The following is a 19,562-nucleotide window of genomic DNA, read 5'->3' on the forward strand; positions in this document are numbered from 1 at the left end:
TTAATCCAGCAGTCGGTTATAAAGGGAGATCAGCTGTTCCGACAGGCGTGCCGGGGTAGCCGACATGATACGCGCTCTTGCTGCCTCACCCATGGCGGAGCCCAGGGCCTGGTGTGGTAGCGCTGCGATCGCCGCGATCATCGCGGGGACATCAAGGGCATCGGTAACAAAGCCATTTTGGCCCTGGGTGATAAACTCCGAGCCGCCACAGGTGGTGCTGGTAATGACCGGCAGACCGCAAGACATGGCTTCCAGAATGACGTTGGGGAACGGATCGTACAACGTGGGCAACAGCAGCGCATCGGCGGCCTGATAGAACGGCAACGTTTGTTTCTGCACCCCCATAAATCTCACCCGATCGCTGCAGCCCAGTGATTGCGCCAGCGCCTGATAACGTTTTTCCGCCTTATCCTTGCCTACCACCAACAGATAGCTTTCGGTCGCCGCGACGGCACGGATGGCAGCGGCCAGCCCTTTGCGTTCAAAACCGGAGCCGACAAAAACCAGGCAGTGGGCCTGTTGCGGGATCTGATATTGCAGACGCAGCTGCTGGCGTAGTTCGGCATCGGCGGGCGGAAATTTTTGATTATCGATGGCGTTGTAGATCACCGTGATTTTATCGGCGGGGACTCCGAAGTCATCGATGATTTCCTGCTTAATCATTTCGGCATTGCAGATAACGGCCTTCAGTTCCGGCGCAGCGTACATTGCCCGTTCTGCGCACATCACGTAACGGTGATAGCGATTGGAGAACAGCCATTTACGACGCCACTCCGGCAACAAACGTGCCCGCTGCAATAACCAGCGGCGATGGACGCCATCACCGGCGCGGTAAATATCGCAGCCTGGGATGCGCTCATGGCTTTGCACCAGATCGAAGTTTTCTTTCTGCCACAGCGCTCTGGCCGCTTCGGCAAAGCCACGTTCACGGCTGATGCGGCCGAATTTTAGCGGATTACACAGGTGGATATGCCAGTTTGGATTGGCGTCACCCTGCCATTCGCGGGTGATAACGTTCAGATCGAGGTCCTGCTGTTCCAGCGCCTCAAGGGCGCGGGAAACGAAACGCTCAGCGCCACCGTCCGGGCGGTATTTTTGGCGAACGATCGCCAAACGAAATGCTTTCATGCAAGCTGGCTCCGCGCGGCTGCAATCACCGCGTCTGTAGGAATAAGGTCCAGATAACGTTCATCGGTGCCGGTATTGATGGCGTCCGGATCGGGTAAGTCGCCGTAGTCTCCGGCCCATATCACGTGGCCAATGACCTGCCAGGGGCGCCAGAACACCAGTTTGGAAGGACCAAACAGTGCGATGCAGGGGGTCTGTAGCGCCGCGGCCATATGCATAGGCACCGAATCTACGCCGATAAACAGTTTAGCGTGGTCAATCAGGGCAGCCAGTTGTCTCAGCGTCAGTTGGCCGGCCAGTGAAACCACGCCCTGCGGCGGACAAAGCGCCAAAATACGTGCCACCATTTCACGTTCTTTTGCGTCCGGCCCAGAGGTTATCACCAATTGGTGACCATCGGCCTGTAGCGCACCGATCGTGGCCGCCATTTTCTCTTCGCTCCAGCATTTGAAGAACCAGCGAGAGGTGGGTTGCACCACAATAAAATCACCGCTAATGCCTTGTTGCTGCAACAACTGCTCGCAGGTCTGCCAGTCCTGCGGTGGGTAGCTCATGGTCACCTGTTGGCTGAGGATTGGCAGGCCGAGTGGTTGCAACAGTGACAAATTCTGTTCAACCGTATGCAACCGGGCGTGATTGCTCACCGGTACCAAATGGGTATGGCAATGGCGCCATAAGAAGCCCTGACGCTTGGGAAAATCGAAACCCAGACGAATACGCGCGCCGGTCAGCCTGGTGAGCAGGGCGCTGCGCCACTGATCGGCCAGATTGACCACCAGATCGTAACCCTGGGCCTTGAGCTGCCGTATCAGGTTAAGTTCATGGTTCAGATGCGCTTTAGTGCCCTGTTTTTTCCATTGACGATCGATAGCGAAGACGTTTGTCAGAGCCGGGTGGCTGGCCAGCATCTCCTGGGTTTCTTTATACAGCAGTACGTCGATCTGCGCCTGCGGGTAATTTTGTCGCAGGGTATTGATGACCGGCGTGATCAGCAACATGTCGCCGTGATGGCGAAGTTTAACGATCAGAATACGCTGTATCGAAGTATCAGGCGTTAGGGCTGGCGCGTCGTTCATCATGAGTCGCTTTCAGGGAAACCAATCTTTGATTCTAAATGACCCGATCGCATGTGGCTACTGTTGCAGAGTTTTCTCGTTATACAGTGAAAAAATCATGGGGAAGAGAGACAAAAGGCCTTCAACGTTGTCCAAACCAGGCAGCGAAGTCGTTTGCCCTGGTGAAACGCCCTGCGTAACATAATGTATATCTATGGATATCAGGCTTTCTATTTATGACCAAACCGGCATTTCTCATCACCATTGATACCGAAGGCGACAATCTGTGGCAAAACCACGATCGTATTTCGACCGAAAACACGCGCTTTTTGCCGCGCTTTCAGACGCTGTGTGAGAAATATGGCTTTAAGCCGGTGTACCTCACCAACTACGAAATGGCGGTGGATGCTGAGTATGTCGAGTTTGCCCGCGATGTGATTGCGCGTAATACCGGGGAAGTTGGCATGCATTTGCATGCCTGGAACAGTCCACCGCTGACGCCCTTAACCGACGACGACTGGCGACATAAACCCTATCTGATCGAATACCCGGCCGATCAAATCCGCGCCAAGGTCGATCATATGACCAAGTTGCTGGAAGACAGCTTCCAGACCAAGATGCTCAGCCACCGTGCCGGGCGCTGGGCGTTTAATGAATACTATGCGGGTTTGCTGCTGGAATATGGCTACCAGGTGGATTGTTCGGTAACGCCGCGAGTGAACTGGCAATACTCACCGGGTAACCCGCAGGGTAACGGCGGCACCGACTATCGTAACTTCCCGTCGCAGGCCTATTTTATCGATCCGGAAAATATCGCCAGGGCGGGTTCCTCCTCGCTGCTGGAAGTGCCGATGAGTATCCAGTATAAGCATTCAGCGCTGATGAATACGCTAAAGCAGGGTTACGATAGCCTGCGTGGCAAACAGCGTTCACCGTCGGTCAATTGGCTGCGGCCCAGTGGCGGTAATCTGGAAAAAATGAAGTCGGTCGCTGAACGCTGCCTGGCGCAGGGGCATGACTACGTTGAATTTATGCTGCATTCGTCCGAGTTTATGCCCGGCGGCAGCCCGACCTTTAAAACGCAGCAGGATATTGAAGTGTTATATCGTGATTTGGAGCAGCTTTTTGCCTGGCTGCAGCAACGCACGGTGGGTATGACGTTGGCCGAGTATTATCAACTTAAAGTGAACTGACATGTCGAAAAAATGGAAAATTAAGGTCGCGGATTGGTTTTTGCGACGCTATACCGCAAAGTCTGACCGCTTCAAGGATAAGGCGACTTTCGACAGTCAGCTGCAGTTTGACAATATCGTTATCTATTCCACCACGGCGCTGGGTGACTTTATGTTCAACACGCCTGCGCTGCGTGCGATGCGGGAACGCTACCCTGACGCCCACATTACGTTGGTGGTGCATAAAAAGAACCAGGAACTGGTAGAGAACGGCCGTTATTACGATCGGGTGGTGTACTGGGACAGTAAAATCAAAACCATGCGTCCATTGCTAAAATCATTGCGCGAGCATCAGCCTGACTTGGCGTTGATCCTGCACTCACATCTGCCGTATGACATTATTAGCGCCGTCTTATCCGGAGCTAAATATATTATCAGGGATAACTACAGCTCCGGCATTTGCGGGCTTGAACCCTGGCTGACCAACTATATTTTCCATTACTACGGTCACTTTATTCGCCGCAAGCTGGAGCTGATTTCAATTCTGGGATGCCGTAGCGATGATCCCACCATGGAAATTCCAGCGCCTTACCAGCCAGGTGTCAAAAGCACTGAGCACTGCACGATTGGATTCCAGCTTGGGGCCTCTACCGAGTCACGCTGCTGGCCGGTTTCGCATTTTGTCCGGCTGGCTGACGAACTGGTGGCCAGGCAGGGCAACGTACGCATAGTATTGATTGGCGGACCTTTTGATGAAGGCAAAGCGCAACAATTCCTGAGTCAGGTCAGTCCTGAAACCCGGGCATGTGTGGACAATCGGATTGGAAAAACAGGGTTGCAGGCATTATTGACGCTGATCGACAGTTTCCATGTGCTGATCACCGGGGATACCGGGCCGTTGCACCTTGCGGTGGCACTGAAGGTTAAAACCATCAGTTTGTTTGTCACCGCCGATTCACGTTCTACCGGGCCGATTCAGGATCTGGAACTTCATCGGATTATTCAGGTTTCCCGCACCGGCTATACCATGCCACTGGAGGCGGAAAGCCCGATGGGGGTGATCCAGCCGCAGCGTATTTACGCCGAAGTGGTGGATCATCTGTCGTTGGATAAAGCGCGCATTTAGCGCTTTTTCAATCGCCAGCGAATTTTTGACAGCCAGCTATCTATTGGTGCGAATTGCATTTGGCGGATTTTTTTACGTGGTACATCACTATTGCGGCATACGTCAGCCAGCCGGCGAAGGATGTGGAGCACCTCCGGCTGATAGTGATAGTACCCGTACAGCACCTTCGACATGCCCCTCATTTCAGAAAAACAGTTGGCGAGCATTAAGGCCGCCAACTGCCGCAGCGCTTCATCACCGGGATGTTGGTCGATATAGCGCAGCATTTTGTTGATAGCAAACAGCATATCTTCAATGTCTTTGGCTTTGACATTGCGGGTGATCCCGTGGCCATTGTCACGGTAGAAATAAAGCACCTGATTGATATGGGCAATCTTCCTGGTTTTGAAATACAGGAAAGGGGTGAAGATCACGTCTTCATAACGTCGACCGTTTTCGAATGACTCGTTCCCCAACAACGTACGTCTGTAGACCCGGCTCCAGAGATGCCACATTGAGTTGGCAAATAATGGGGTTAAACAGGACAGTCCGCGATGGGCAAAGTCATAAGCGCTGCTGTTAGCGACTGTCTCGACAGCTTGTGTTGGCGGGATTTCGTTAAATTTCTGATAGTTAAAGTCAATCAGGTCATATTCATTGGCAATCAGCAATGGCCGCAAGATGGTCAGGTAGTTACTGCTCAGTAAATCATCACCGTCAAGGAAAGTGATATAGCTCCCTTTGGCGTGATGCAGCCCGATGTTACGGGCGTAAGCGATGCCACCATTTTTCTGCGAGATAAAAGTCACATGCGGATGCTGCCGTTCGGCCAATAGTTGGCGAACCCTTGAAGCGGATGCATCCGTTGAGCCATCATCTATGATAACTACCTCAATATCATCACCAATCTGGTTGAACAGCGAGCTCAGGCTGGCGACCACGAAATTTTCGTTATTGTAAAACGGTACGATAAAGCTGAGCAGGTGTAGTGATGAATCCATGTTTTTTCAATCCTGAGCCGGGGGCGTTTTCTTCACTGATAACACGCTGGCGATAATCGCCAGGCAGAACATGGCAGTGCCTTCGGTGCTGAAGAAGATAACGTCGCTGAGTCCATAGACAAACAGGCTGAATGTCACTCCCAGCAGCATCGCATTACGATATGGCTTAAGTGAAGAAACGAATAGGCCGATGTAGAGCGCCAGCAAAAATAACACCCCCCAAACACCTTTGAGTGAATAGGTCTCCAGCAGTTCGTTATGCAGATGCACATTAATATAAGGCATGACGCCATACAGTTCAGGCTGCTTGGCGACAATGGTTTTTATTTCCTCTCCGCGTTGCTCTGCAGACTGCCCCAGGGGTGCTAAGGTACCAGTACGTACGCCGATTATTTGCATCGAAAGGCGGGACATAATTGAGTTATCGATTTCCGGAGTATTCACCAGTTGCATATTGGTTTTAAAATCGGCAATGCGCTGTTCTATCTGCGATTTAAAGATGAAGCCGCAGACAAGGAGCAGCAGCGGCACGGAGGCAATCAACTGAAGTTTATGTTTATGGGAAATCAGATTTTTTGTTGCCAATATCGACAGGGCAACCGCAACCGGATAAACCAACATTGCTGCTCGCGTGCCGGTGATCACCAGTGTGGAGAAGGTCACCAGGAATCCGATAATGTATAGCGGGATGCGGTATTTGGTCTGTAGCATCAGTATTGCCTGCATCATCACCAGGTTGATGGCAGTAATCAGATAGGCGGCAACGGTGGCACGATCAAAATTGAGTTCTACGCGTGAAATATCCAGCCATAGCCCCTGATAAAGCGAGTAACCATTGACGGTGATCCCGGTTACTAATGCGACGACAATAAATGCGCGTTGCATGCAAAGTCGTTCATTTAAGGCAATCAACAGAATAAATGCGGTAGCAATCTGCAACTTACCGGTCGACATATAGGATCGGTAAATGTTGATGTAATCGCCCGGCTGTTTGAAATGATTCATCCAGAAAATAGTCGCCATACCCACGCAGAAAAACAGTATTGGCAGGATCAAATTACGTTTGTTTTTAAAGAAATATCGCAGATTCAGACAAACGGCAATGAAGGAAATGTAGCTGGAAATATAGAAAATATTTCTTCCGGTATCGGAGCCGAAAGGGATCGTGCAAAAGGCGATAGCGCATCCGAGATAGATGAGATAACTGAAGGCGGGATGCGGTATTGTATCTTTTAGTAGCATGGGTCTTGGTTTCCGGCTCACATTACGGTTGGACAATAAATGATTTCATCGCGTCTTCAAACTCGGTTTTGAACAGGGTATAGCTGAAATGTTCGGCCGGGTAACGTTGCGCATTTTGACTCATATTTTGATAGGTTTCCGGCACCATCAGCCTTTCTACCGCATCCGCACACTCAAGGTGTGACAGCAGTTTCGGCGTTACCAGGGTATCGCTAACCGGATCGTAGACATCGTGTGGGAAGTCCACCAGGATGCCGGTCAGGCGTTGATGTTCTTCAATCGCCACCGAGGGGGACAGGCCAATACCGCATTGTCCGTCTTGAATCACCTCGGGCTGGCCATCGACCTGCGGGAAAATCACCGGTACGCCGAAATATAACGATTCCATGCAGGATAAGCCGAAGGGCTCGGTGATCGGCGTACTCATATAAATATGTATACGGTTAAAGAAGTCGGCCACGTTATCCTGAAAGCCGCTGAAAGTGACTTTATCACCCAGCCCAAGTTTCTCGGCCAGGGCTTCAAATGCTGCCCGATCCGGGCCCTTGCCAGCGATCTCCAATGTCACGTCATGTCCACGACGCAGCAGCTCTTGCATCATCAGCAACGAAACACTAATGCCTTTCAGGCTCACCAGGCGTGATGCCGTGCCGATCCTGACAGGTTTACTGAGCGGTTTCAGACTATCGCTGATGCCCGAGGGCGTCTTCAGTCGATTTATCACCACGTGATTAGGGCAGGGCAGGTTAAACCGTAGCGCCATAACCCGTTTTGAGGCGTAGGACGCAGAGATGCAACCGTCCAACATCGCCAGAAAACGCAATGTCTTGTGGTTTTTCGGATAGCGCCATGAACAGCCGTGATCGTAATACACCAGCTTGCCGCGTTTAGGTTTTCCAGCCAGGCCCGGAATCAGGTCCCAAACGATCACCACGTCGGCGTTGGCCCGCTCGATTTTTCTTTTCAGCAGGTATTTACGCAAAAACTGCGGGCAGCGCAGGGGGAGCGCGTTGATCAGTCGATTGGCAAAGGTCACTTTCTGGCCAGGCATTTGCCGACGTATTTCTTCGCCGACTTCACTGCTGATGCAAATCACCTCATTGCTGCCGTCGCTGGTGTCGTTGATATACTGCAGGAACAGGCGTTCAACGCCCCCCATTTTCCCCAAATTGATAACATGCAGTTTTTTCATTCAATAACCTTTTGCAACTCTGCCCAGACTGCGTCGGCGGTGAGGGTTGCCATGCTTTTTTCTGGGGAAATCAATGAGTGTTGATTCTGACCATAGCCGCCGATCAAGCCTGGATCGGTAGGGCCGAACAGGGTGATATTCGGCCTGTCGAGCGCGGCGGTCAAGTGGCTGAGGCCGGTATCAACCGAGACCACGGCTTTTGCTCCTGCCAGGACTTCGGCAACCTGTTGCAAACTGAGTTTTGGCAACACATCTACGTGCGGAAAGCCTTCCGCCAGACGCAGCGCGCGCTGGCGTTCGTGCTCAGCGCCCCATGGCAGTTTAATCTTTAATCCGCTCGGTGCGGTTAACGCAATCAGATCGCGCCAATGAGCTTCCGGCCAGTGCTTATCATCGCGGGTGGTGGCGTGCAAAAACACCAGATACTGTCCGGCGTCGGCCGGTGGATGGCTGAGAAAACGGGCCGCAATGGCGTAATCACCGTAGCTGTCCGGTTTATCATAGCCCAGGCTTTTGGCGAACAGCTCACGTGTGCGTTCTACCGCATGCTGCTTTTTGTCGATCTCATGGCGGTGGTTATAAAACCAACTGGCGAAGGGCTCGCGGGCGCTTTTACTGTCCTGGCCGTGCTTGCTGCCTTTGGCGATGCGGGTGATCAGCGCGGAACTCTTGATTAGCCCCTGGGCGTCGATCACGACATCGTAGTCACGTTCCTGAACCACACGTTTAAAGTCGCAGCGTTGCTGGCGAGTTTCGCTGCCGAACCAGTTTTTGCGCCAACGGCGGATCGCCACCGGGATCACGCGGTCTACCGCCGGGTGCCAGGTAGGAATTTGGCTGAAACCTTCCTCGACCACCCAGTCAAAGCGGATGCCGGGAATAGCCCGCATGGCGTCGGTCAGTGCCGGCAGCGTATGGAGCACATCCCCCATGGAGGAGGTTTTTACAATCAACACCTGCATGTTTATTCCTCGCTGGCGGCAAGTAACGGCGTCAGCGCGTCCAACACCTGCTGTGGCTGAATATCGATCAGGCTCTGATGATAACCCTGGTCGGCATCGCCTTTGCGTATCTTATGGTAACCACTGATTAAGCGGATCACTTTGGCCTTGTCGGACAGCGGCGGTGTGAAGTCCGGGCTGCTTGGGCCGTACAAGGCAATCAGCGGCTTATTCAACGCGGCTGCTACGTGCATCAGGCCGGAGTCGTTACTGACCACGGCCGAACAGGAAGCCAGCAGGATCACCGCTTGCTCAAGCTGGGTTTCTCCAGCCAGATTCATGCAAAAACCGCGGGAGTCATCATCCAGCGCGGCCCGTATCTGCTCACCGGCTTCATTATCTTTGGCGGAGCCAAACAGGGCGATTTGATAACCCTGGTCAATCAGCTTCTGCGCCAGTGCGGCGTAGTGATAGTGCGGCCAGCGTTTGGCCGGGCCAAATTCGGCGCCTGGACAAAAGCCGATAATCGGCCGGTGATCGGTCAGATTGAAGGCAGCGGTGGTTTCGGCAATTTCTTCGTCGCTGACCTGCAGTTGCGGCCATAGCAGTGGCTGCGGCAGATCTGCGGCGCTTTGAATGCGTTGTTTATCGTAGGCCAGCGCCACGTAACGCTGCACCATCAGTGGAAAGGCGGCTTTGTCCAGCAAGCGAATATCATTCAGCAGGCCATAGCGCATTTCTCCGCGCCAGCCGGTGCGTTGCGGCACCTTGGCAAAGAACGGCACCAGCGCGGATTTGAATGAATTTGGCAGCACATAAGCGCGATCGTAGCCGTTGGCTCGCAGGGCATGCCCCAGTCGTCGGCGTTCACCGAGCGCCAGCGCACCGTGGCCCAATGGCATCGACAGGGCCTGACTGACCTCTGGCATACGTGCCAGTAATGGACGGCACCAGGCCGGCGCCATCACATCAATTTCTGCCGTTGGGTGCTCGGCCTTCAGGGTGCGGTAGAGACTTTGCGACATCATCATATCGCCAACCCAAGAAGGGCCGATAACCAGTATTTTCATACCCTACGTCAAATCCCTTCAGCTTAAGCGGTGCGGTTTAACCAGGCCATGTACTCTTTCACGCCTTCGGCGACCGTTTTGAACGGTGCGTCATAGCCGGCATCGCGCAGCTTGGTCAGATCGGCCTGGGTAAACGCCTGGTAGCGGCCCTTCAGCTTTTCCGGGAACGGGATGTTTTCTACCGCACCTTTTTGGTGGAAGTCGACTACGGCATCGGCTACCGCCTGGAAGGTTTCCGCACGGCCGGTGCCGCAGTTGAAGATGCCGGACACGCCACTTTTCAAGAACCACAGGTTGACTGCCGCCACGTCGCCGACGTAGATGAAGTCACGTTTGAAGTCTTGGCTGCCGTCGAACAGTTTTGGGCTTTCGCCGCGGTTGATCTGGCCGTTCAGGTGGAACGCCACGCTGGCCATGCTGCCTTTGTGACCTTCGCGTGGGCCATAAACGTTGAAGTAACGGAAGCCGCAAATCTGCGACTCCGCCTGCGGCAGAATTTCGCGGACATATTGGTCGAACAGGAATTTGGAGTAGCCGTAGACGTTCAGCGGTGCTTCAAATTGGCGCTCTTCGATAAATTCTACGCGGCCGCCGTAGGTAGCGGCAGACGAGGCGTACAGGAACGGGATCTCCCGATCCAGGCAGTAGTGCAGCAGGTCTTTGGAGTACTGATAGTTATTGTCCATCATGTACTTGCCGTCCCACTCGGTGGTGGAAGAGCACGCGCCCTCATGGAAGATGGCGTCGATTTCGCCCAGATCGTCACCGGCGATGATATTGGCGATGAAATCTTCTTTATCGATATAGTCGGCGATATCGAGATCAACCAGATTGGCGAATTTGGTGCCGTCTTTCAGGTTATCTACCACCAGGATATCGCGATACCCTGTGTCATTGAGCGCTTTAATGATATTGCTGCCGATCATGCCGGCGCCACCAGTGACGATAATCATTGGGTTACCCCTGTTATTCTGCCCGGTGGGACAGGCTGTCCCACACACAATGTCGCTTATAATAGCATTTCATGTCGCCGCAAACATCGGACGGGCTCCGAATATCCCGCAATGTCGAGCACCGCAGCACTTTGCCGTGATATCTGCTGCAATTTTCATATTCTCTCCCGCAGATTCTCGTCAGTTTGGTTACAAATCAGTAAAATATGTTGAAAACAGACCCATCCTGGAGATAACCGAATGTCCGCGTCTTTTTATCAGCAGTTGGAACAACAACTTGAGACCACCCGTAGCGAAGGTTTGTTCAAAGAAGAACGCATCATCACCAGCGCTCAGCAGGCGGATATTGCCGTTGCTGACGGCCGCCACGTGATCAACTTCTGCGCCAACAACTATCTTGGCCTGGCCAACCATCCGGCAATGATCGCGGCAGCCAAGGCCGGTATGGACAGCCACGGTTTCGGCATGGCGTCGGTACGCTTTATCTGTGGCACCCAGGACAGCCATAAACAGTTGGAACAAAAGCTGGCCGATTTTCTCGGTATGGAAGACGCCATTCTGTACTCCTCCTGCTTTGATGCCAACGGCGGGCTGTTCGAAACCCTGTTGGGCCCGGAAGACGCGATTATCTCCGATGCGTTGAACCATGCGTCGATCATTGACGGTGTCCGCCTGTGCAAGGCGAAGCGCTACCGCTACGCCAACAACGACATGACCGAACTGGCCGCGCAGCTTGAGCAGGCGAAAGCCGACGGCGCCCGCCACATTATGATCGCCACCGACGGTGTGTTCTCTATGGACGGCGTGATCGCCAACCTGAAAGGGGTGTGTGACCTGGCGGACCAATATCAGGCGCTGGTGATGGTAGATGACTCCCACGCGGTTGGTTTTGTTGGGGCCAATGGGCGCGGCACCCACGAATATTGTGAAGTCATGGGGCGCGTCGACATCATTACCGGCACCCTGGGTAAGGCATTGGGCGGCGCTTCCGGCGGTTATACTGCGGCGAAGAAAGAAGTGGTGGAATGGCTGCGTCAGCGTTCGCGCCCTTATCTGTTCTCCAACTCGTTGGCGCCGGCGATCGTTGCCGCTTCGATTAAAGTCCTGGAACTGCTGGAGCAGGGTGACGCGTTGCGCGACCGCCTGTGGGCCAATGCCAGCCTGTTCCGTGAAAAAATGACCGCGGCGGGCTTTACGCTGGCCGGGGCCGATCACGCCATCATCCCGGTGATGTTGGGTGAAGCAAAACTGGCGCAGGAATTCGCCAATGCGTTGCTCAAGGAAGGCATCTATGTAACGGGTTTCTTCTATCCGGTGGTGCCGAAAGGCCAGGCGCGCATCCGCACCCAGATGTCCGCCGATCACACCCCGGAGCAAATTGAACGAGCGATTGCGGCGTTCATTCGTATCGGTAAGGATCTTGGCGTTATTGCATAAGGTAAAACCATGAAAGCATTGTCAAAACTGAAAGCGGAAGAAGGGATTTGGATGACCGATGTGCCTCAGCCGGAGCTGGGCCATAACGACATCATGATTAAAATCCGTAAAACTGCGATCTGCGGTACCGATGTTCATATTTATAACTGGGATGAATGGTCACAGAAAACCATCCCGGTCCCTATGGTGGTCGGCCATGAGTATGTCGGTGAAGTGGTTGCCATCGGTCAGGAAGTTAAAGGCTTCACCGTTGGTGACCGTGTTTCCGGCGAAGGCCATATCACCTGCGGCCATTGCCGTAACTGCCGTGGTGGCCGTACGCACCTGTGCCGCAATACCACCGGCGTAGGCGTGAACCGCCCAGGCTCGTTTGCTGAATATCTGGTGATCCCGGCGTTTAACGCATTCAAGATCCCGGACAATATTTCCGATGAACTGGCGTCTATCTTCGACCCGTTCGGCAATGCGGTGCACACCGCGCTGTCGTTTGATCTGGTTGGCGAAGACGTGCTGGTTTCCGGTGCCGGGCCGATCGGCATCATGGCGGCGGCGGTGTGCAAGCACGTTGGTGCCCGCCATGTGGTGATCACCGACGTTAACGAATACCGCTTGGATTTGGCGCGCAAAATGGGCGTGACCCGAGCGGTAAACGTCAGCAAAGAAAACCTGAATGACGTGATGGCCGAGCTGGGCATGACCGAAGGCTTTGACGTTGGGCTGGAAATGTCCGGTGCGCCACCGGCGTTTCGTACCTTGCTCAATGCGATGAACCACGGTGGGCGTATTGCCATGCTGGGTATTCCACCGTCGGATATGTCGATCGACTGGAATCAGGTGATCTTCAAAGGGCTGTTTATCAAAGGGATTTACGGCCGTGAAATGTTTGAGACCTGGTATAAGATGGCAGCGCTGATCCAGTCTGGTCTGGATCTGACGCCTATCATCACCCACCGTTTCTCAATCGACCAGTTCCAGCAGGGCTTTGACGCCATGCGTTCCGGTCAGTCCGGCAAAGTGGTTTTGAGCTGGGATTAGTTTTAAACAACTGCTCAGGAGTAAAAGGGGCCGGGATTCCGGCCCCTTTCTTTATGCTTTGACCCGTCCTAAATAGCGTTGACACATTTTACTCACGCGCAGAGGAAAATGTGATGAACCAGTATGTTAAACGCACGCAACGCGATTACTCTCTATCCTTTAAATTAGCCGTCGTCGAACAGGTCGAAAAAGGTGAAATGACCTGCCGTCAGGCCACTGACCGGTACGGTATTCAGGGAAACGCAACGGTGTTGAACTGGCTACGCAAGCACGGTCAACTCGACTGGCGTTCATCCTCCCCCACAAGAACGTGCGGAGTCACCATGCCCAAAATGCCGCTTACGCCCGAACAACGCATTAAAGAGCTGGAACAGCAACTGGCTGAATAAGAAGTCAAAGCCCAGTTTTTTGAAGCCGTTGTGAAAGTGATGAATACCGAGTTCGGAGCCACACTGACAAAAAAGCAGTTGGCCGTCTTATCACGCAAACACAAACGCCGAGACTCACAATAACGCGCGTCTGCCGGTATATGGGCATCAGTCGGCAGGCGTGGTATCAGTCATTGCAACGCGAGTGCGGGAAAGAAAGACAGGCCCGGCACATCGTTGAGCACGTGACCGCCATTCGGCTGCACCAGCCCCGGCTGGGCACACGCAAACTGCATTACTTGTTGCGACAGCAGCCAGAGCCCGCGTTGCACGTTGGCCGGGACCGCCTGTTCCAGATACTGCGCTGTTCACGGCTGCTGGTGATGCCCAAACGGGCCTATCACAAGACGACACACAGCCATCATCGTTTTTACCGCCATCCCAATTTGCTGAAGCCGGGTGCAAATCAGGTCATTGCCCATCGCCCGGAACAGGTGTGGGTAGCGGATATCACCTACCTTCCGCTGCGGACAGGCACGGCGTATCTGAGTCTGGTAACCGATGCCTGGTCGCGAAAAATCGTGGGTTATCATGTTCACGATAGCCTGCATACCCGGCATGTGGCCAACGCGTTCAAAATGGCGTTAGCCGGCAGGCGCACAACCCATGCGCTGGTTCATCACTCAGACCGGGGTATCCAGTACTGTTCGAAGGAATATCAGGAATTACATCAACGGCATGGTGTTACCTGTTCAATGACGGATGGGTATGACTGTTACCAGAATGCCCTGGCGGAACGGGTAAACGGGATATTAAAAATGGAGTATCTGCTTGGCAGACCGGAAGATATCGGGCAGGCAAGGAAGATGGTCAGGCAGTCAGTGGAAATCTACAACACACGACGGCCACATCTGTCGCTACAATACAAAACGCCCGATGAAGTACATCGGGCGTTATAAGGCTGAAAAGTGTCAACCTATAGCAGGACTAGTCATTTAGGTTTGTCTACCGCTGACCCTGTCCAGCGTTGCCATTGGTGTTTGATGAACGTCACGGCCGGCGACTGTGCCACGCTTTCGCCGATCACGCTTATGGCTTTGCCTGCACTGACTTTTTCCTTCGGCAACTTGACCTTACACTGCTTGATACCGCCGGTGAACGGGTTCTTCGGCTGCGGTTTCGGCGGTTTGACCGCTGGTGGGACGTAACTGCCACCGCTGCCGCCCTGCGGTTCATTCAGCAGTGAGCTGGGTTTTACCAACACAATATCGGCCGGCAATGTCGGCAGCATTTGCTGTAACACTCTTACCGTCGCCGGGCGCGGGTGACCAATGGCGATGGCGGAACCGTTGCGTCGTGCCAACTCGACCGCGCGGTTGAACTGACGGCGGATATCGGCTTCGTTGGCGGTATCGTCCAGGAACACCTTCCGCTTGATCACCTTCACGTGTGTGCCGGCGGCAGCGCGAGTGGCCTGGCTATTGCCAATGGTCATGCTGTCGAGGAAATAGAGCTGGTAGCTGTCGAGCGCCTGCATCACTTTCTGCATGCCCGGCAGGCTGGAGGTCATGGCGCTGCCCATGTGGTTATTCATACCTACCGCATAGGGCACATTATTGACCGCATTGCGGATAATACGCTGGATCTCTTCGCTGCTCATCGAAGGCTGCAACGTATCGCGTTCCAGCGGTTGTTTGCTGAGCGGTGCCATTGGCATATGGATCAGCACTTCACGCCCCTGACTGTGGGCGCGGGTAGCCATTAAGCGGGCATGGGGTGCGTTGGGCAGTACGGCGACGGAGATCGCCGTTGGCATCTGCAACACCGCGCCTTCTTCATGCGGTCGATAGCCCACATCATCGATAACGATGGATAATTTTCCTGCCTGTGCGGCGCAAACCTGCAGCAGGCAGCCAATCAATACGACAGTACGGGTTTTGATATAGCGCAAATCTATCTTCCCAACCACGGCAGTGGGTTAACGGCCTGACCCTGGCGACGAATTTCGAAATAGAGCGACGGCGTTCCCTGGCCCCCGCTGGTACCCACTAAGGCGATTGGTTGACCGGCACGCACCTGCGCCCCGACATTGACCAACGCGCTCTGGTTGTAGCCATACAGGCTCATGTCACCCTTACCGTGCTCGATGACGACCACCAGACCATAGCCCTGCAACCAGTCGGCCAGCAATACGCGGCCATCGGCGATGGCTTTCACTTCGCTGCCTTCTCTGGCCTCGATGACCATGCCTTTCCAGCGTAACTCGCCTTGCAGCTGTTCGCCAAAGCCGTGCAGTGTGCGGCCGCGCACTGGCCATATGGCCTGTCCATTTGGTCGGCCGAGGCCACCGGTACGGGCCATCAGCGAGCGATCGGCTTCGCTTGGTTTATAACTGGTGCCGGTTTTCTTCGCCTGTTGTTCTTTGACGCGAACCTGTTCGCGCACCTTGGCGGCTTCACGCGCTTCACGTTCCGCGCGGGCGCGGGCTTCACGTTCGGCCCGGGCAATTTTGTCGCGCATGCGGGTTTCGTTCTGACGCAGTTCCACCAGACGCTGCTGGTCTTTTTCCAGCGAGGCTTCCAGTGCGGTCAGGGTTTTCTTACGCGCTCCGCGTGCCTGCTCCAGCTTTTGCTGTTGCGTCTGTTGTTCGCCCAGCAGTGATTTCTGTTGGCCTTGCTTGGCGACCAGCGTGGTTTTTTGCTTGGCCAGTTCGGCGCGGGTTTGTTTCAGCTCTTCAATCGTTTGCTGACGTGCTTCGTTCAGATAACCGAAGTAAGCCAAAATACGCTCGCTGCGCTGGCTTTCTTCACCGCTGAGTACCAATTGGACGGCGCTGTGCTGGCCCTGCCTAAAGGCGGCATCGAGTTGTTTGGCCAGGATTTCCTGCTGGGTAGACTGCTGCTTTTGCAGCTTGGCGATTGAGGCGTTCAGGCCGGAGATATCTTTCCCCAACTGGCTCAGTGTGCCCTGGGTATCACGCAGCAGGCGGCTGGCCTGGGCAATGGTTTTTTCTTGCTGCTTAAGTTGATCCTGCAGTGAGCTGCGCTGTTGTTGCTGCTGTTTAACCGCCTTTTCTTTCTCGGCGATACTCTGCTGGATGTCTTTGAGCTGGGATTTGTTGTCCTCCGCCGCCTGGCTGGCTAACGGCAACAACAAGACGCCAGCGTAAAATACGCTGGCGCACATGGTGGTCAACTTCCTTGGCGCGGTGCGTTCAGGCAGCGGTTGGCTGCCTGCGTTTGCGCTTCGGGTTACCCTTGATAGTGCAAAAAACGCCTTTTCCCTCATGGAGAAGGATTATTCCACGATGAACAGCGGCTTACCAGTCATCTCTTGCGGGATTTCCATTCCCATCAGCGTCAGCATGGTTGGCGCGATGTCCGAAAGCTTGCCACCATTGACTGCCTTGGCAGGCTTGCCGATGTAAATCAGCGGTACCGGCAGGCTGGTGTGAGCGGTATGCGCCTGACCGGTAGCCGGGTCACGCATCTGTTCGGCGTTGCCGTGATCGGCGGTGATCAGCAACTGCCCGTCAACAGCCTTAACCGCCTCGACTACCTGGGCGATGCAGTTATCCAGCGTTTCTACTGCTTTCACCGCTGCGTCGTAAACCCCGGTGTGACCTACCATGTCGCCATTCGGATAGTTGCAGATAATAGCGTCGTACTTGCCGCTGCCAATGGCTGTCAGCAGTTTATCGGTCAGTTCGGCCGCGCTCATTTCCGGCTGCAAATCATAGGTAGCGACCTTTGGTGAGTTGATCAGCACGCGATCTTCACCGGTGAACGGCTCTTCAACACCGCCGTTATAGAAGAAGGTGACGTGGGCGTATTTTTCGGTTTCCGAGATGCGTAGCTGGGTCTTGTCGTGTTTCATCAGCCACTCGCCGAAGGTATTGCTCAGCGATGCCGGCGGATAGGCGCAAGGGGCTTTGATGTCGGCGGCATACTCGGTCAACATTACGAAATCACCAAAATTGATGACTTTGGCGCGAGGGAAACCGTCGAAATCGGCATTAACGAAGGAGCGGACGATCTGGCGTGCGCGATCGGCACGGAAGTTCATGAAGATCAGTGCGTCGCCATCATGTAATTCGGCAGAGGCTTCACCGGCGGCTTGCAGCACGGTCGGCTTGACGAATTCGTCGTTTTCACCGCGCTCATAGGCGGCCTGCAGGGCTCCCACGGCATTATCGGTGAGGTAATCGCCCTTGGCCTGAGTCAGCAGATCGTAGGCCAGCTGAACGCGGTCCCAACGGTTGTCGCGGTCCATGGCGTAATAACGGCCAATCAGTGATGCGATACGCCCGGTACCCAGTTTGGCAAAGGCTTCGCTAAAGCGTTGCAGAGAGGCTTCTGCGCTGCGCGGCGGGGTATCGCGACCGTCCAGGAAAGCGTGCAGGTAAACGGCTTTGGCGCCGCGCTGTGAAGCCAGTTCAATCATCGCCAGAATATGGTCTTCGTGGCTGTGGACGCCGCCCGGTGACAGCAGACCCATGATATGCACCGCTTTGCCTGCCTGCACGGCCTTATCGACCGCTGCCGTCAGCGTTGGGTTAGCGAAGAAATCACCTTCTTTGATTTCTTTATCCAGTCGGGTCAGGTCCTGATAAACGATGCGCCCGGCACCCAGGTTGACGTGGCCGACTTCGGAGTTGCCCATCTGGCCGTCAGGCAGGCCGACATCCAGCCCGGACGCGGCGATTAGCGTATGGGGTTGCTGTTGCCACAGACGATCCATCACCGGCGTTTTGGCGTTCAGAATGGCGTTGTCCTGTTGTTCCTCGCGGTGGCCGTAACCGTCCAGGATCACCAGTACCATCGGCTTTTTGTTGCTCGACATTGCGTTAACCTCGTTATGAACTTTATGAACTTTTAAGTTGTGAATAGCCATCAACCCATGGCCGGGCGGATGGCTATTCACTCTCAAAACTGCCCGATTTTACAACGCAACCGCTTAAAAAGAGCCCAGAGAGATCAAAGTTGCGGTGAACAGGGGCGGCTTTTATGCTGTGGTATCGTGAATTTCTCAGCGTAGCCCGCAGTTTCTGCAATAGCGCTTGCTTATTGGCTGTATTTGCTGCACTCGGCAGGTATACTCTGGAACCTTGAGTTATTTTTTCCCTTAACTAACGGGAGTTGTTACACCCCATGCTGCAAGAAATTATGCAATTCGTTAGCAAGCATCCCATACTGAGCCTGGCCTGGATCGCCCTGCTGGTTGCGGTGATCGTCATGACGTTCAAGAGCAGTTTCTCCAAGGTGAAAGAGATCACCCGTGGTGAAGCCACCCGCCTGATAAATAAAGAAGATGCCGTTGTGGTTGATACCCGCAGCCGTGATGATTTCCGCCGAGGCCACCTGGCCAACGCCATCAACCTGACCGCCAGCGAAATCAAAAGCGGCAGTCTGGGCGAGCTGGAAAAACACAAGGCTCAGCCGATCATCGTGGTTTGTGCCAACGGCACCACCTCCCGCGAGCCGGCAGAGAACCTGAGCAAGGCCGGTTTTGAAAACGTAGTTACGCTGAAAGACGGTATTGCCGGCTGGAGCGGGGAAAACCTGCCGTTAGTGCGCGGTAAGTAATTCTTTAACGTATTTGAGGTGGTAATCCATGGCTAACATTGATATCTACACCAAAGCGACCTGCCCGTTCTGTCATCGCGCCAAAGCGCTGCTGAACAGCAAGGGCGCCGCGTTTAACGAAATCGCCATTGATGGTGATAATGAAAAACGCGAAGCGATGATTGCGCGCAGTGGGCGCACCACCGTGCCTCAGATTTTCATCGACGGCCAACATATCGGCGGCTGTGATGATTTATATGAACTCGATGCTCGTGGTGGTCTGGATCCGCTGCTTTAAG

Annotated in this window: 17 protein-coding genes and 1 pseudogene; 7 read left to right on the forward strand and 11 right to left on the reverse strand. The window is 54.2% G+C overall.

The window, feature by feature from the left end; genetic code table 11:
• The gene (locus FCL49_RS23435) at positions 1–1,128 is read right to left on the reverse strand and encodes a glycosyltransferase family 4 protein (RefSeq protein ID WP_174355337.1); all 1,128 of its coding nucleotides are present in this window, start codon (positions 1,126–1,128) and stop codon (positions 1–3) included.
• Positions 1,125–2,207 (reverse strand): putative lipopolysaccharide heptosyltransferase III, encoded by a 1,083-nt coding sequence (gene rfaQ / locus FCL49_RS23440; protein WP_174355338.1) that lies wholly within the window; start codon positions 2,205–2,207, stop codon positions 1,125–1,127. Before rfaQ ends, FCL49_RS23435 begins: the two co-directional genes overlap by 4 nt.
• 212 nt (positions 2,208–2,419) lie before the next feature.
• Here rfaQ and FCL49_RS23445 point away from each other — a divergent pair, with 212 nt between their 5' ends.
• Complete coding sequence (locus tag FCL49_RS23445) at positions 2,420–3,376, forward strand: polysaccharide deacetylase family protein (RefSeq protein ID WP_174355339.1); 957 nt, start codon at positions 2,420–2,422, stop codon at positions 3,374–3,376.
• Between the two features lies 1 nt (position 3,377).
• Positions 3,378–4,481, forward strand: coding sequence for a glycosyltransferase family 9 protein (locus FCL49_RS23450; protein ID WP_174355340.1), 1,104 nt, complete (start codon positions 3,378–3,380; stop codon positions 4,479–4,481).
• Here the strand turns inward: FCL49_RS23450 and FCL49_RS23455 are convergent.
• The 6 genes from FCL49_RS23455 to rfaD are packed head-to-tail and all read right to left on the reverse strand — an operon-like array spanning position 4,478 to position 10,859.
• Positions 4,478–5,461 carry a glycosyltransferase family 2 protein gene (locus FCL49_RS23455; RefSeq protein WP_174355341.1) on the reverse strand — a complete coding sequence of 328 codons (984 nt, stop codon included), beginning with the start codon at positions 5,459–5,461 and terminating at the stop codon, positions 4,478–4,480. The two genes, FCL49_RS23450 and FCL49_RS23455, sit on opposite strands and share 4 nt — an antisense overlap.
• 6 nt (positions 5,462–5,467) lie before the next feature.
• A complete protein-coding gene (locus FCL49_RS23460; RefSeq protein ID WP_174355379.1) occupies positions 5,468–6,703 on the reverse strand; it encodes an O-antigen ligase family protein in 1,236 nt (411 codons plus the stop codon).
• A 22-nt stretch (positions 6,704–6,725) separates the two neighbouring features.
• Positions 6,726–7,895, reverse strand: coding sequence for a glycosyltransferase family 4 protein (locus FCL49_RS23465; protein WP_174355342.1), 1,170 nt, complete (start codon positions 7,893–7,895; stop codon positions 6,726–6,728).
• Positions 7,892–8,857 carry a lipopolysaccharide heptosyltransferase RfaC gene (gene rfaC, locus FCL49_RS23470; RefSeq protein ID WP_174355343.1) on the reverse strand — a complete coding sequence of 322 codons (966 nt, stop codon included), beginning with the start codon at positions 8,855–8,857 and terminating at the stop codon, positions 7,892–7,894. Before rfaC ends, FCL49_RS23465 begins: the two co-directional genes overlap by 4 nt.
• A gap of 2 nt (positions 8,858–8,859) precedes the next feature.
• Positions 8,860–9,906: an ADP-heptose--LPS heptosyltransferase RfaF gene (gene rfaF / locus FCL49_RS23475; RefSeq protein WP_174355344.1), complete on the reverse strand. Its 1,047-nt coding sequence runs from the start codon at positions 9,904–9,906 to the stop codon at positions 8,860–8,862.
• A 23-nt stretch (positions 9,907–9,929) separates the two neighbouring features.
• Positions 9,930–10,859, reverse strand: a complete 930-nt coding sequence (gene rfaD / locus FCL49_RS23480) for an ADP-glyceromanno-heptose 6-epimerase (protein WP_174355345.1) — start codon at positions 10,857–10,859, stop codon at positions 9,930–9,932.
• A gap of 240 nt (positions 10,860–11,099) precedes the next feature.
• Between rfaD and kbl the strand changes: the two genes are divergently transcribed.
• The 3 genes and pseudogenes from kbl to FCL49_RS23495 all read left to right on the forward strand — a co-directional run bounded on the left by kbl (position 11,100) and on the right by FCL49_RS23495 (position 14,658).
• Entirely contained in the window at positions 11,100–12,296 is a 1,197-nt protein-coding gene (gene kbl, locus FCL49_RS23485) for a glycine C-acetyltransferase (RefSeq protein WP_012147497.1), read from the forward strand.
• Positions 12,297–12,305: 9 nt separating this feature from the next.
• Positions 12,306–13,331 carry an L-threonine 3-dehydrogenase gene (tdh, locus tag FCL49_RS23490; RefSeq protein ID WP_135318523.1) on the forward strand — a complete coding sequence of 342 codons (1,026 nt, stop codon included), beginning with the start codon at positions 12,306–12,308 and terminating at the stop codon, positions 13,329–13,331.
• Positions 13,332–13,444: 113 nt separating this feature from the next.
• A pseudogene (locus tag FCL49_RS23495) lies at positions 13,445–14,658 on the forward strand (IS3 family transposase).
• Positions 14,659–14,690: 32 nt separating this feature from the next.
• Here the strand turns inward: FCL49_RS23495 and FCL49_RS23500 are convergent.
• From FCL49_RS23500 to gpmM, 3 genes are read right to left on the reverse strand one after another with little or no spacing between them, the layout of a single operon-like run.
• On the reverse strand, positions 14,691–15,650 hold the full coding sequence (locus tag FCL49_RS23500) for a divergent polysaccharide deacetylase family protein (protein WP_174355346.1): 960 nt from the start codon (positions 15,648–15,650) through the stop codon (positions 14,691–14,693).
• Between the two features lie 2 nt (positions 15,651–15,652).
• Positions 15,653–16,987, reverse strand: a complete 1,335-nt coding sequence (gene envC, locus FCL49_RS23505; RefSeq protein ID WP_026142594.1) for a murein hydrolase activator EnvC — start codon at positions 16,985–16,987, stop codon at positions 15,653–15,655.
• A gap of 9 nt (positions 16,988–16,996) precedes the next feature.
• Complete coding sequence (gene gpmM / locus FCL49_RS23510) at positions 16,997–18,541, reverse strand: 2,3-bisphosphoglycerate-independent phosphoglycerate mutase (protein WP_174355347.1); 1,545 nt, start codon at positions 18,539–18,541, stop codon at positions 16,997–16,999.
• Positions 18,542–18,849: 308 nt separating this feature from the next.
• Between gpmM and FCL49_RS23515 the strand changes: the two genes are divergently transcribed.
• On the forward strand, positions 18,850–19,284 hold the full coding sequence (locus FCL49_RS23515; RefSeq protein ID WP_012147491.1) for a rhodanese-like domain-containing protein: 435 nt from the start codon (positions 18,850–18,852) through the stop codon (positions 19,282–19,284).
• A 28-nt stretch (positions 19,285–19,312) separates the two neighbouring features.
• The gene (grxC, locus tag FCL49_RS23520; RefSeq protein ID WP_012147490.1) at positions 19,313–19,561 is read left to right on the forward strand and encodes a glutaredoxin 3; all 249 of its coding nucleotides are present in this window, start codon (positions 19,313–19,315) and stop codon (positions 19,559–19,561) included.
• Position 19,562: the final 1 nt, after the last annotated feature.

Origin of the sequence: Serratia proteamaculans (assembly GCF_013337185.1) — a bacterium.
Taxonomy (GTDB): domain Bacteria; phylum Pseudomonadota; class Gammaproteobacteria; order Enterobacterales; family Enterobacteriaceae; genus Serratia; species Serratia proteamaculans_D.

Coding starts and splice junctions, on each gene's coding strand:
- FCL49_RS23435 (WP_174355337.1), bottom strand. CDS start 1,128: ATGAAAGCATTTCGTTTGGCGATCGTTCGCCAAAAATACCGCCCGGAC.
- rfaQ (WP_174355338.1), bottom strand. CDS start 2,207: ATGATGAACGACGCGCCAGCCCTAACGCCTGATACTTCGATACAGCGT.
- FCL49_RS23445 (WP_174355339.1), top strand. CDS start 2,420: ATGACCAAACCGGCATTTCTCATCACCATTGATACCGAAGGCGACAAT.
- FCL49_RS23450 (WP_174355340.1), top strand. CDS start 3,378: ATGTCGAAAAAATGGAAAATTAAGGTCGCGGATTGGTTTTTGCGACGC.
- FCL49_RS23455 (WP_174355341.1), bottom strand. CDS start 5,461: ATGGATTCATCACTACACCTGCTCAGCTTTATCGTACCGTTTTACAAT.
- FCL49_RS23460 (WP_174355379.1), bottom strand. CDS start 6,703: ATGCTACTAAAAGATACAATACCGCATCCCGCCTTCAGTTATCTCATC.
- FCL49_RS23465 (WP_174355342.1), bottom strand. CDS start 7,895: ATGAAAAAACTGCATGTTATCAATTTGGGGAAAATGGGGGGCGTTGAA.
- rfaC (WP_174355343.1), bottom strand. CDS start 8,857: ATGCAGGTGTTGATTGTAAAAACCTCCTCCATGGGGGATGTGCTCCAT.
- rfaF (WP_174355344.1), bottom strand. CDS start 9,906: ATGAAAATACTGGTTATCGGCCCTTCTTGGGTTGGCGATATGATGATG.
- rfaD (WP_174355345.1), bottom strand. CDS start 10,859: ATGATTATCGTCACTGGTGGCGCCGGCATGATCGGCAGCAATATCATT.
- kbl (WP_012147497.1), top strand. CDS start 11,100: ATGTCCGCGTCTTTTTATCAGCAGTTGGAACAACAACTTGAGACCACC.
- tdh (WP_135318523.1), top strand. CDS start 12,306: ATGAAAGCATTGTCAAAACTGAAAGCGGAAGAAGGGATTTGGATGACC.
- envC (WP_026142594.1), bottom strand. CDS start 16,987: ATGAGGGAAAAGGCGTTTTTTGCACTATCAAGGGTAACCCGAAGCGCA.
- gpmM (WP_174355347.1), bottom strand. CDS start 18,541: ATGTCGAGCAACAAAAAGCCGATGGTACTGGTGATCCTGGACGGTTAC.
- FCL49_RS23515 (WP_012147491.1), top strand. CDS start 18,850: ATGCTGCAAGAAATTATGCAATTCGTTAGCAAGCATCCCATACTGAGC.
- grxC (WP_012147490.1), top strand. CDS start 19,313: ATGGCTAACATTGATATCTACACCAAAGCGACCTGCCCGTTCTGTCAT.